The sequence below is a fragment of the Lacrimispora sp. genome, from assembly GCF_046972725.1.
Lineage (GTDB): Bacteria > Bacillota > Clostridia > Lachnospirales > Lachnospiraceae > Lacrimispora.
The window spans coordinates 519,739-531,893 of the sequence record NZ_JBKVXF010000001.1; the positions used below are offsets into that span (position 1 = coordinate 519,739).

Genomic DNA, 12,155 nt, shown 5'->3' on the forward strand with positions numbered 1-12,155 from the left:
TGAATATGATAGTTGGTTTTTTATTCTATTCCAGATACGGAATCCCTGTTTTGTCTTCGTACTCTATACACATGATGCTGTTATCATTTTTTATTAAATCGTTAATATCTACAAAAGCAAATTTATAATCATCATCAATGAAAATAAAGTAAATATTCTTTAGTTTACCGCTATCAATATATCTACTTGTTAATTGTTTGTAGAAATCATTAACGTAGCGGGATGCCATTGCATCTAGCAATTCATTTCCAACATCTTTATACATTGAAGGGCAATAATCCAAACTCAAAATCGCAACCGAATATTCATCCACTGAATATGTTTTATTGGCTTTTATGTCTACTGCTTTGGCCAGAGATTTAAGTATATCGTTCAAATCTCTTTCCTCTGTAAATATACCTTCTTCAACCATGGTTTTTTGAGCTTTCCTTTCAGCATATGTTACTTCAACCCATTCTCCATTAATTAAATAGTCAGGTTCTTTTTTTAATGCGTTTCCCCTTATAATTTCCTGTCCTCCTTTCATATTATTTACAATCCTAGAGACTAAAATTTCGCACCCGTCAGCATTTACCCCATCCACTTTTCGCTTTTTAAAGAACCCTTTTGGAACTATTAATGGCTTATGAAATATAATCATATATGTTACCTCCTCCTTTTTATTCCATAATTATCCAACTATCATATTCGATTGTCAATGTACTTTTTCTCTATCTTTCAAATTTCAGTTTTGCGTATAAACAAAAAGCTACTAACTTAATATCATAGTTAGCAGCTTTCAATGTAAACTTAAATTTAATTTCTAAACTTCCGCAAGAATAACCCCTCTGATATTGCCAAAGCTTTCATAATGCTTTCTACCTTCTCATTACAATTAAAAACAGAAATATGCAAATCCCCTCCATTGATTTCTATTAAAATGTTATTTTGAGACAGTAGGATGTAGATAAATCCTTTTTGTTTCGTAACAACCTTTTTAATAACGCTTGCTAATTTTTTGGGGGTCACCGAATTTAGCCATTTTTCTTTATAAACCGAAAATTCAAAATAACATAGTGTTTTTAAAATGATATGGATGAATTTTTCTGAAATCCTATCTAATTCATTACTATTTAAAAAATACTCCTCTACTTCAAAGAAGAAATAACCTTCATCCTTTTGAACTTGTCGTGGAAGAAAATCTATAACATAATACGGCTGTTCTAAAAGCTCCTCTACCTGCTGTTCTCTATCCAAATTATCCCTCCTTCAATAACTTTTTTATATAACAAATATTACCTCAGAAACTACCAACTATCAATATTAAGTTTTCAATGTTCAGTAATTCGTCAAATCCTAATTTAGCAATATTGAATCTTCTTCCCACAATTCAAGCAGAACTTCAAATTATACTCTTCCAGAAGCTCCGAATTAAATTCATATCCACAATCTGGGCATTTTCCAAACGCTCCATCATTTACAGGCTGAGCAGAAATCTGTTTTTCTAGTGCTCTTACTCCCATTTCAAGGGCCGTCTTTTCGTTTACTGCGTTAATTCCGGGCCTTGTTATTGACAGGTTGAATCTCATGTTTGCAAGGGTTCTTTCCGCTAAATATTCTGTCATGCCTTTACTCCTCTCTGTCCTGATTTTTATATCCCGATTAAAATTCGGCTACAACGTTCCCACTATTATCTAAATAAATCAATTCATAATGTGGGTGGCAATTCTCTTTGTGGCAGCTTCCGTCAAAATAAATATCCAGATTCATACTGTCATTTGAACCGACAATGGTACCTTTAATGTTTCCTCTGCTTTTCGATTTCAAAATCACCTTCATTCCCATGAACGCAAACGGGATATTACGGTATTCTTTCATTCGCTCAAATTGTTCAACGTCACCAAACAGATCACATGGCCTGAATTTATGAACCAGTCTTATGCTTTCAACAAATCGTAAAAACTCAGTAAAACTGTCAAATAAATCTCCCAATTCTAAGTATAGATTGTACTTAGCTTTCCCGGGTGCTTCACCATAAGCAGTTGCCTGCCTATCATATCCTGACAGAGTAATCATATAAGTATTCATATTATCCTTTCTCCTCTCAATCAAAAGGAATTTCGCCCTGCTCCACATTCAGAAATCCATCATCTGATTTGTTCCAGCCATAGATTTTATTTTCAGCTGGGTAATTTTTCAGCCGTTTAGTTTCTATTTCGTAGTGTAGAGGAACGAAATAATCCATTGTGCCTCCGTCACGGTCCTTTGCTATCTCAATCACATTTGTCGCACTGAATATAGGATTATCGTCTTTCCACCCAAACATCTGCTTGCCAAGTCTCTTAAAATCATTGTTTACCCGGTGGACTATTAAAGCATTGTCAACGGCATTTCCCAGGTCAGCAGTACCAGAAATATCGTCAAGCCGTAGGAATCCCATTGCCTTTCTTGGGTGTGCCACAAATAGCACATGCACATTATGTTTCTTAGCTATCCTCTGCATATCCAGAATAAATGCCGTCTGCGCTTCAAATTTGTTATCCGACAAGCAAAGAATATTAAATGCCATCAAGTTATCCAGAATCAGCAAGTCTAGTTTCTTTTCCTCAATAGCCTTTTCAAACTGTTCTGCTACTGCCCGGTAATCATTGCCGTAATCGTTGTTGTACAGGAAGAAATGCTGCCCTAGCCACTCTGCAATTTGCTCTTTATATTTTCGTGAAACATTGTAATATCCCTCAAACTGCGTAGGCTCTGTATATCCTCTTCCTGCTGCTTGCAGATCCATCCATCTCATAAAATTCTTTGGGGCAAGTTCCCCTGAAAAAATACCGACATTATTTCCAGATTCTACAGCATCCAATGCCATTTCAGATATGACACTAGATTTGCCGGAGGCTCTCAGACCAGACATAACAGTAACATAGCTTTTCTTCAATCCCCTGAGCTTCTTGTCAATGTCAGCAATTCCGCTTTTAACAAACCGTTCCTCCGGTACTTGCAAATCCAAAATATTCCTTGCTGTGAAGAAAACTGGATTTCCTTGAACCGGAACTATACTCTGAACTGGCCTTTGCTGAACTGGTAGTTTTGAATAGATCTTCCGTTCATACTCCTGCTGCCGCTTCTCATATGCATCTGGCTCAAACAGCTTTCTAACGTCCTGCCATGTTTTATCCGAACATGAGTTGTGAAAACAGTGGAATCCAATTGCACCAGACCGGGTCTGAAAAATGCAAGCATCTTTGCCTTTATGGTTGCTATCAAACGGACACTCGTCCAGTATATATTTAGTGCCATCACTGTAACCAGATTCTCTGTACCGGATATTGTACCGTTGCATCCACTCTTCTAAATCAAAATCCCTGGGATTGTAGTTGTTGTACTTCTGCGGTTTCTCTTGTTTCTCAGGAATCATGGAAATCAACTTCTCCAGGTAAACCCTATCTGTAGGCTCCCGACTGCCCTCTGAAAGCAAATGACTAAGTCTGTGAGGATTCTGTTCCGTGTTGCTTCCCTTTCGGGCCATGGTGCCATATAATTTACATATCCGGGAAGGATTGAAGTTTGTTGTATCAATTTTCAATTCATCATCACTGAAGAACATATCCAAAGCAGCCAAGCATTTTTTAACCAAAGCTTTGTTTTCCTCGTTATTGGCAATCTGTATCCGGTAAAGAAGATGAATACCGTTACCACTTAGGGCAGTCACCGGATCATTAAATCCAAGGTTCTTCATGAACACATAAATCTGGTTGCCACGTTCCTTTGCTTTATGCAACTGCACATCAGAGCTGGATACACCAGCAGGCCGTTGAGGGTCCACATCAATGAACAGCCATTTATATCCCACGATATCATTGTCATTAGTTGTATTCTTAGCATTCATGACAAACTTTTCTCGCTGCTCCCGTGAATAACAATCTTCTTTTACCTTTCCAAGAGTTATGTAAATATTGCTGTCTGTAGAATTCAACCTGCAAAGCTGATCTATTAAACTTTCAGGAGATTTGAAGTATCCACTGTAGACTCTCCGACCATTTGCTTCCAGACACCGAACCTCAAACAATTCTCCTTGAGGCTTTAATGCACTGACAGTTTTTCTTATTTCATCTGGATCAAACAACTTCTTTCCATTCATTGCCACCGCTCCACATTTCCTTGTTCATACTCATTTTGCTCAATCTTCTTCGCAATATCTCTTAATTCCGCAATAGAAGGAGGATATTTATTTTCTTGAATCCATTGAATAGCTGCCTTTTTTAGCCACTCTGACTGCAGGTCTTTCAAGCACTCGTACCATATTTTTGCCACTGAAGGGTCTGCCTGAGCAAATTTAGAGCCAAAAGCACCACCCAACATTTCCATAACTTCTCCAAAATCCTGCTTATTCACAGCATATCCTCCCATTTTGATTTTTGTTGTGAATTTGGACCTGCCACTGGAGTCCATCGAGCTCTATTTTGTGACTTTGAGAGCCATGTGTTAATAAAATTATTAATGCCTCTACGTGTTTTACGTTTTTGGGGATTACTTATCAACCAGCCCTTCATACTCCTTAACTCTTGCATAACATCAAGTGCTGGATATAATTCCTGCCATTCAACAACTTCACTCTCCGTTACTGAATATTCAGATTTGTCATTGAGTGGAAAAGTAATTACCGGCTTTGGTGTATCAATATTAAAAATCATCTGTTCTTCTTGCATGAATGATTCCGGTTCGGAAGCCAGATTTTCTGGCTCCGAGCAAAAAGTATCTTTCTGGTTTATATCTGGTTTTATATTTGGTTTATTATTTGGTATAGGTCGGACATTATCGCCCTTTCCATTGGACGCTTTTGTCTCTTCCATTGGACGTTTTTGCACAATGGAAAATCCCTTTTCGGACAATGCATACCACAAAGTACGATCATAGGCATTCTCATTGTAATTTCCAGTAATGATAACTTCCTCTTCCCGTAAATGTTTTAGTGCATTCTTTATCTGCCGTTCAGATACATAAGGGAACAGTTCATTAAATGCTCTTGTGCTGTTATATGTCCAATAAGTACCATCATAAAAGTTCTGTTCATTTGCCCGATTCTTTTCAATCCAATAATAAATATTATTGAGAAGAACAGCTTCTAAAATCCCATATTTCTCTGCTATTTCCGAATCAAAACTATGTGTCATTAGAAAACCTCCCTTAATTAGCTCCAGACCTTTTATAAAACAACTATTTCAATTACCATGAATATTTTATATTGTAATTTCCTCTTTTTTACTAAAGATTGCCATATTCAATTTTCTGAAATACTCATTATTTTGATTGGCAAGCATTGTTGGTATGGTACGCATTCGTACTTTATAGCACGAAGCGCATACCTTTTTCCCTTTCATGATTGGAGCTTTCCCACATAGATAACAAATTCCATAATTGGGCCATTCAGATCTTTCTATATCAGCCCTATTCTTATACCTATATTGCTTTAAATAAGCCTTACATGAACTACACATTTCACCAGAACTTACCTTATGCTTTCCACACCTGTAGCAAAGACCTGAAACTCTACGCATATTCATCAAATTACGTTTTCTATACCGTTCCTTTATCTTGACTACAGAACTCAAATCTTTAGATTTGTTATGGTATTTATCTGACTCTGCTCCAATACACTCCATACACAGCGTTTTGTTGGGTTCAGATTTGTTTTTTCCACATCTTACGCAGATACCTATTTTTTTCAAGTACTTACTGTTTTCACGCCGTTTTCGATTAAAATTTTCTCTACATGTAGGACACATCGACTTTTCTGGTGTTGCATTATTTTTCCCACATCTTGGGCAAAGTCCCTGTTCTCGTCTTAAGTGATAGTTGCTTTGTTTAGCCAATTTTATCAACCCCTAACAACTCTAAAATCTTTGCCCCAGACTCTTCTGGCTTGCAGAAAAGAAACTTACAACCATATTTTAGTTCCATAGTCAGGCAGGCCTTTGCCAACCATTCTCCAGTAGCCGCATATGGATATTTCTGGACTTTCTTATACCGGGGCTTTCCGTTCTTCCAGAATCCAATCATCTGATTGCTATTGACTAAAATATCAAGCCTGGGATTATGCCAATGGAATAAATCATTAATGCAAGTTACTCTATCCTCGTTTTCAACCAGTATGTAAAGTCGTATTCCGCTATTCTGGGCTCGTTTAAGTCCTCGGTGAAAGAATCCGTGTCTCTTGACGTAAAGAGCCTGAAATCGGTCAATTATGCTTTCAGGAATACCATAGTTATAACAGACATCGTTAATATCCTTTTCAGCGAATCGGTCTGTATCATCATCACAGATTGCGTGGAAGATTTCATCTGCATAGATTAACGGAATATGTTCTTTTTCAATAATTTCAAGAACAGCAGTCTCCACTTCTTTCTTTGACACTCGTTTTCTAAACTGAATATCTAAAATAAGTTCCGCTATGTCCTTTTTTGTATCCACACAAACACCCTGATTATTAGAAAGGGCATAATCGCCTGCGTATAACTTTGTTCTGTTGACAACAATTCCCTTGGACCGGAAATAAGCATTTTTAAGGTCATGCTTGCCGGATTGCTGCCGGGTATCACATAACAATATCAAAGCGTATCACCTCCGGTTAGTTAAAGGGCAGGCCTTCATCTTCTACACCATCAGGGATGTTCATAAAACCGTCGCCAATGGAATTAGTAGGTGCAGGTCTGGAGGTTGGCTGACTACCACCAGAAGAAGCATTCTTGCTATCAGCAAACTCCTGTTCCTCAACAATAATTTCTGTGGTATAGACCTTAACACCTTCTTTATTTGTATAACTCCCAGTCTGGATTCTGCCAGAAACAAGAACCCTCATTCCCTGACGGAAATACTTCTCCGTAAACTCTCCGCCTTTACCAAATGCAATGCAGTTGATAAAATCGGCAGTCTGCTCACTGTCCTGGCTTTTGCGTCCTCTTCGGTCAACAGCAAGAGTATATCTTGCAATTGCTATTGGGGTTTCACCCTGGGAATACCTAACTTCCGGGTCTCGCACTAAACGTCCCATTAATATTGCTCGGTTCATGCTTAATTCCTTCTTTCTCCGCCGGCCCATTATTGAACCGGCGGTATTGATGTTATGAAATCACTGTAAACTGCGGTAATTCTTTCAGGGCAAATCCAAGATATTTCTTGATGTTTCTCATGGCTTCATTCTTCCAAGCACCACCATCAGCTTCAAATATGGCACACTCAATACCACGTCCTTCACTTTGTTTCATACGGAATATAAAGGCACTTTCGGGCTGATCCACTTCAACAAAGGTACGGAACGGTTTCAAGTTAACCGGATTCGGAACAATAGCTTCTTCAACACTTGCAATTCCTCTTTTAACTGTCGCCTTCTGGGTAATTCCATCATCACCGTACTGCGCAACAGATTCATCTTTGACGGTTCCAGCGAATCTTAACAAGTCTGCACGATGATCGTTTGGAATGAATTTTGACTGTAAAGCAATGATGAAACTTTCATGATCCATATATCTTCCATAGCTGAATTCGGGAACCATAGCAGCCACGTTTACAAGGCATTCCCGTTTTCGATCTCTATCAAGGCAGGAAATCAGTTTAACTTCTGTCGGCGAAACTACCTGAACTAACATTTGATCTGACATCTCGTTGGTAAATGCTTTTGCATAGTCAATCAGACTTGAAAGCGTATTCATTTCAATAGCTGCAGCACGTAGTTCGTTGTCAATTCTGTGAATCTGCTTATCTGTATATGTATCTCCATTAATCGTAAGGAGATTTGCCTCACTTAATCCAACCACATACTGTAATGCATCTCTTGTCATATCCATAATTCATATCCTCCTTAAGCCTGTTTGGCTGCTCTCATGTCAACTACTTTGCCATCTGGTTCTTCTTTGATTTCTCCGGTTTCCGGATCAACGGTCTTTCCGTCAACCTGTAAATCTTCCTGCGGTGTCTGATAATCTTCAATCGTCATCTGGCCACGGACCTGCTTACCATATTCTTGAGCAAAAACTTCTCCCGTTTTCAGATCTTTACCGATTGACATTCTAGTAGATATTGGGGCAACCGGAGCTGTCTTCCAATCTACGGACACATCAACCTGTGCATCATCTCTATCCTCATTCTGTTGAAAAGTTACCTTCACAGTAATAGATCTCTTGTTTTTCCAAGGTGTATTTAAATCTTTCATGTTTGCCAAAACAGTTTCGGCAGCCATGTCAAACTTTTCCTGCAGGGCACCGCCTGCAAACTTTTCCAAATTAATTTTCGCCATGATATTTTCCTCCATAGGCACAAATTGATTAGTTACATTTATTTCAACCCGGGTTAAAAACGTCTTATAGTTTTGAATGGGATTTCGCCCATATGAATTAATTCAATGTAAATTCCGGATTCTATTCCGGTTTATTAAAAAGGCTCTTTATTTACTTCCACAATAAGCCCCGGTGCCGCACAATCCACATTAATGTTTCTTCCTGTCACTTTCTGCATTTCATTGATAAAATAGTTACCAGCACTAGAACCGGCTCCCAGATGGCACATTATGACGCTTCTAAGATTTGGTGACTGGTTCGCTTTAATGGCTCCAATACAAGTTTCAAATGAAGCGTGTCCCAGGAGCTTGTGTTCGTAATTCGGTATATCCTTATCAATGAACTGCTCTTGGTAATTTGCTTCAATTAGAAAATGTTGAATTTGTTGTTTCTGGAAATTGTATGGTATGTATTCAAAATCTGTAGCGAACAGCAATCTTCCCATTTCTAAGTGTTCAATCAGCCACGCATAGCACGGTGTTCCGTTATGAGGTACGTAAAACGGAATACATTTAAAACCACCTATCTGTACCGCTTTAAACTCTGATACACTGTAAAACTGTGCTCCGGGAATATCTCCAATAGTTTGTTTCGTTTCTTCGTTGGTAAATACCGGGATTCCGGCTTTTAGAAAATCTTTAGTATTTTTAGAATGGTCCAAATGCCCATGGGTGAGCAAACAACCTTTTATCTTTAGAATTTGCCAATCAATGGCTTTTTTTACTTCAATGAAAGGCTTTCCGCATTCCAACAGGAGAATTTCATCTTTACCCTGTAACACATATGCGTTTCCTTTTGAGCCAGAGGAGATGCATTTCAAGAACAATGAAACGCCCCCCTCACCTCGCAATCCTCACAAGAATCCTCATAGGCAGTTTCAAGTCCATAGGCTTCTGAATCTGGATTACTGCAAACCCATTCATCAAGTGGCATAGGAATGTGATGTATGCACGTTCCGCAACACTTCTTGCTCATTCCAGCACCCCCAGTTCCTTTATCCCTACCAAATAATCAGGTGGTATAGGCAGCACCCCAGAATACTTCTCTATCGGCTTCCAAAGGTGTAAGCAATTTTTGAGATTATTTACATAGTTATCCATGGCCGGGTGATACTGAACTACTGCCTCTTTCAAATCCCAGAACATGTCCTTGATAATACACATTTCATCCCATGTCGGGGTCCGGCGAGGATTATTTATACTTACATGCTCCCAGCCACCGGCATAACTCCAAACCACAGTACAATTATGGAGGATTCCCTTGGTAAATTCACCCATGCCACCGTCAAAAGTTTTCCGAATAATTTCAAAATCATCCCTACTTTCTAGTTCTTCGTAAAGACGTTTTAGATTTTTCATGCTTCCACCTCACTTTTCTCCAATATCTCCTTTGCTTCCCGAAGTGCGGTTAAGCTAAAATCCTTGCTTTGAGAAAAAATCCTAAAAGAATCTCTGAACCAGCAAAGCAATTTTTCTTTTTCAAGGCGATCTACAATTTCTTCTCTTGAAAGAAATAGCTTATGCTCCGGTGAGTAATCTGAATGTTCTCTGAAATTATTTTCTATCTCAAAGCGAACATTTGTTGAATAATAGCCAGGAGAAACAGTGATGTACTTGTTTCCTATTGCGGTGACAGTGGCTTCTCTTATAAGTTCCTCACCATGCTTACCCCGGGCGGCGTTACACAAAAGAAGCAGATACACTGTCTGGCCTTTATGGAAATCTTCTTTTTTCATTACCCCACCTCAATTTCTTCATCGGTTGGAAACCGGAATATCCGGGGAAGCATATGGTATTCAACACGTCCCTCGTCTTGACTTGGCACCATAATCTGACCGCCAACCATGGAGTTTTTTAATTCCTCCAAGTTTGTCTGGGGAAATTCACAATCTGAAATGATCAAGCTTGGCATTATGCCGATATACTCCCTATGTAACATTTCCATGGCTTTCTGAGCCTTTTCAGGTGAAGAATAACTTGCCAACAAACCCACCCGTTCGTTGTTACATGATTTACATTTAATTTGATTATTCTCAATCTGAATGCAAATCTGCTCATATGGATAATCAGTTCCACTTTGCGATATAATCCTCATGATGTCCTCCTATGCCCAATCAGGCTTCTGCAGCTGCGGTGCTGGCTCCGGTTCGGCTTCTGCCTGCTGATCGGGAACTTCTTCACCTGCAGGTGCTTCTTCCTGTTCAACCGTCTCCGATTCCTCTGGCATTGGGAACTCCTGGGCATTGGCATAGCTCTGAACATCATGTGCCACATCTTCAGCAACAACATCTACCGAATCAATATCTTCTGCCTTATCAACTGCTTCAATGGCATATACATCACCATATTGCTGAACAATCTGCTTGCAGGCCCGGGAAGTTACTGTTTTCTTAACCATCATGTCAGTAAATTCCGCATGTGTTCCGCTGTTTTCCTTGTAGCCGTAGCCTTTCTTCCATGCCGTCTTAATCTGATGAATGTTCATCACTTCCATGTATGTACTGCCGTCAGCAAGGATAACTATGCAATAGGCACCCTTGATTTTGGTCAAGTCGATGTTCTCAAAATCCTGTGTGTGCTCATCAAGAATCTTTCGGCCATTCTCAATATGGTATTTGAATGTATCTCCTTCATAAATGACCTCTGCATTGATATCCTTTGCACCATATCGGTGAGCCATGGCTTTATGACCATGATAGGAAACCTGACACTGTAACTTCCCACCGTAAGCAATCGGATAACACTGGCGTTTCTGCATTGACAGACCCATTGTTACCATATCCATAAGTGCATTAGCGATACTGGCCTGAGAACAGGATTCCAAAACATATTTGCCGTTCCTGTCCTTTGTTTCCTTTAAAATGAGATATGCCCCCATCAATGCATTCGTGGGATTGTAATCTGCCGGAAAGGTCAATCCGTATTCCTGTTTCTGCTTCAGCTGTGCATTTAGCCCCTCAATAAAAGCGTTGTTTACAATTAATGCTGCCTGCTGATTTGCCGTTGTCGCAGCTTCCTGCTTTGTCATGATTATTTATCCCCTTTCTGACTTCTGAACATCTGTTTGAATCTATCTAGCCAATTAACGCCCGTTGCCTGCCGGACCATATTTCTTGAATTACTGCGGTATGCCGCCGCTGTTGCCACGCTTCCCAGAACCTTGCGACTCTCATAAAAGCTCCGGTGACTTCTCTGCCTATGCTTTAATGCTCCTGCCATTTTTACTTGTCCTCGCTTTTCTTAAAATAATCAAGATTTCCAGTAAACTTGATTTTATGATTCTCGCTGATTTCCACAAACTCAGCAACGAATTTATTAAGTTCCTTCAAGGAAGATTTCTCATATTCCTTTTTCTCTTCATTAAATTTACTGAACCAGTATTCCACACCATCATCACAACTGGTATTTTTAAAAATAAAGTAAGGATATTCTTCTTCATCAATTTCCGAAATGTTTTTTGCAATTTCAATCCAACGTTCTTTGATGTGCGCTCTCTCCAAAGAACCAATATTATCCTTATTACTCTTGTTGAATTGACTATTTACTTCCAGGGCCTCTTTAATGGCATTAGAAACCAACTGCTTATCCTTGGAGTGAAATATCTGCTGATTACTCATCTCCCAAATAATCCGGTCACAGAAAGCGTCACAACCATTAATAATTTCATTAAGTTTGTTAAATAACTGACCGCTGGGATCTGTAAGGAATGACTTTTTATAACCAAAACCCGTTTGTATATCAGCTCTCATATACTTATCAAGAAGTAGGTCCCAAACAATAGGACTGAACAACCATGAATTTGAATATTCGGTTGATTCATACCCCACGAAGTCCTTATCCATAA

Annotated in this window: 18 protein-coding genes; all 18 read right to left on the reverse strand. The window is 39.1% G+C overall.

The window, feature by feature from the left end; genetic code table 11:
* Positions 1–25: 25 nt before the first annotated feature.
* Positions 26–640 carry a hypothetical protein gene (locus ACLTWA_RS02660; protein ID WP_412325995.1) on the reverse strand — a complete coding sequence of 205 codons (615 nt, stop codon included), beginning with the start codon at positions 638–640 and terminating at the stop codon, positions 26–28.
* A gap of 155 nt (positions 641–795) precedes the next feature.
* Positions 796–1,236, reverse strand: coding sequence for a hypothetical protein (locus ACLTWA_RS02665; protein WP_412325996.1), 441 nt, complete (start codon positions 1,234–1,236; stop codon positions 796–798).
* A gap of 104 nt (positions 1,237–1,340) precedes the next feature.
* Positions 1,341–1,604 carry a hypothetical protein gene (locus ACLTWA_RS02670; RefSeq protein ID WP_412325997.1) on the reverse strand — a complete coding sequence of 88 codons (264 nt, stop codon included), beginning with the start codon at positions 1,602–1,604 and terminating at the stop codon, positions 1,341–1,343.
* A 37-nt stretch (positions 1,605–1,641) separates the two neighbouring features.
* Positions 1,642–2,067, reverse strand: a complete 426-nt coding sequence (locus ACLTWA_RS02675; protein ID WP_412325998.1) for a hypothetical protein — start codon at positions 2,065–2,067, stop codon at positions 1,642–1,644.
* Between the two features lie 16 nt (positions 2,068–2,083).
* Positions 2,084–4,120 (reverse strand): AAA family ATPase, encoded by a 2,037-nt coding sequence (locus ACLTWA_RS02680; RefSeq protein ID WP_412325999.1) that lies wholly within the window; start codon positions 4,118–4,120, stop codon positions 2,084–2,086.
* Positions 4,117–4,374 carry a replicative helicase loader/inhibitor gene (locus tag ACLTWA_RS02685; RefSeq protein WP_412326000.1) on the reverse strand — a complete coding sequence of 86 codons (258 nt, stop codon included), beginning with the start codon at positions 4,372–4,374 and terminating at the stop codon, positions 4,117–4,119. Before ACLTWA_RS02685 ends, ACLTWA_RS02680 begins: the two co-directional genes overlap by 4 nt.
* Positions 4,371–5,153, reverse strand: coding sequence for a hypothetical protein (locus ACLTWA_RS02690; protein WP_412326001.1), 783 nt, complete (start codon positions 5,151–5,153; stop codon positions 4,371–4,373). The genes ACLTWA_RS02685 and ACLTWA_RS02690 overlap by 4 nt, the downstream gene beginning before the upstream one ends.
* A gap of 66 nt (positions 5,154–5,219) precedes the next feature.
* Positions 5,220–5,852: a hypothetical protein gene (locus ACLTWA_RS02695; RefSeq protein WP_412326002.1), complete on the reverse strand. Its 633-nt coding sequence runs from the start codon at positions 5,850–5,852 to the stop codon at positions 5,220–5,222.
* Positions 5,845–6,450: a hypothetical protein gene (locus tag ACLTWA_RS02700; protein WP_412326003.1), complete on the reverse strand. Its 606-nt coding sequence runs from the start codon at positions 6,448–6,450 to the stop codon at positions 5,845–5,847. Before ACLTWA_RS02700 ends, ACLTWA_RS02695 begins: the two co-directional genes overlap by 8 nt.
* A 157-nt stretch (positions 6,451–6,607) precedes the next feature.
* The gene (locus ACLTWA_RS02705) at positions 6,608–7,048 is read right to left on the reverse strand and encodes a single-stranded DNA-binding protein (protein WP_412326004.1); all 441 of its coding nucleotides are present in this window, start codon (positions 7,046–7,048) and stop codon (positions 6,608–6,610) included.
* 52 nt (positions 7,049–7,100) lie between these two features.
* Entirely contained in the window at positions 7,101–7,823 is a 723-nt protein-coding gene (locus tag ACLTWA_RS02710; protein ID WP_412326005.1) for a hypothetical protein, read from the reverse strand.
* A 14-nt stretch (positions 7,824–7,837) separates the two neighbouring features.
* Positions 7,838–8,272: a hypothetical protein gene (locus ACLTWA_RS02715; protein WP_412326006.1), complete on the reverse strand. Its 435-nt coding sequence runs from the start codon at positions 8,270–8,272 to the stop codon at positions 7,838–7,840.
* A 134-nt stretch (positions 8,273–8,406) separates the two neighbouring features.
* Complete coding sequence (locus ACLTWA_RS02720; protein WP_412326007.1) at positions 8,407–9,162, reverse strand: MBL fold metallo-hydrolase; 756 nt, start codon at positions 9,160–9,162, stop codon at positions 8,407–8,409.
* 121 nt (positions 9,163–9,283) lie between these two features.
* Entirely contained in the window at positions 9,284–9,670 is a 387-nt protein-coding gene (locus ACLTWA_RS02725) for a hypothetical protein (protein WP_412326008.1), read from the reverse strand.
* The gene (locus ACLTWA_RS02730; protein ID WP_412326009.1) at positions 9,667–10,047 is read right to left on the reverse strand and encodes a hypothetical protein; all 381 of its coding nucleotides are present in this window, start codon (positions 10,045–10,047) and stop codon (positions 9,667–9,669) included. Before ACLTWA_RS02730 ends, ACLTWA_RS02725 begins: the two co-directional genes overlap by 4 nt.
* Positions 10,047–10,406, reverse strand: a complete 360-nt coding sequence (locus tag ACLTWA_RS02735; protein ID WP_412326010.1) for a hypothetical protein — start codon at positions 10,404–10,406, stop codon at positions 10,047–10,049. Before ACLTWA_RS02735 ends, ACLTWA_RS02730 begins: the two co-directional genes overlap by 1 nt.
* Before the next feature lie 9 nt (positions 10,407–10,415).
* Positions 10,416–11,339 carry a recombinase RecT gene (locus ACLTWA_RS02740; RefSeq protein WP_412326011.1) on the reverse strand — a complete coding sequence of 308 codons (924 nt, stop codon included), beginning with the start codon at positions 11,337–11,339 and terminating at the stop codon, positions 10,416–10,418.
* A gap of 193 nt (positions 11,340–11,532) precedes the next feature.
* The gene (locus ACLTWA_RS02745; RefSeq protein WP_412326012.1) at positions 11,533–12,138 is read right to left on the reverse strand and encodes a hypothetical protein; all 606 of its coding nucleotides are present in this window, start codon (positions 12,136–12,138) and stop codon (positions 11,533–11,535) included.
* Between the last annotated feature and the right edge of the window lie 17 nt (positions 12,139–12,155).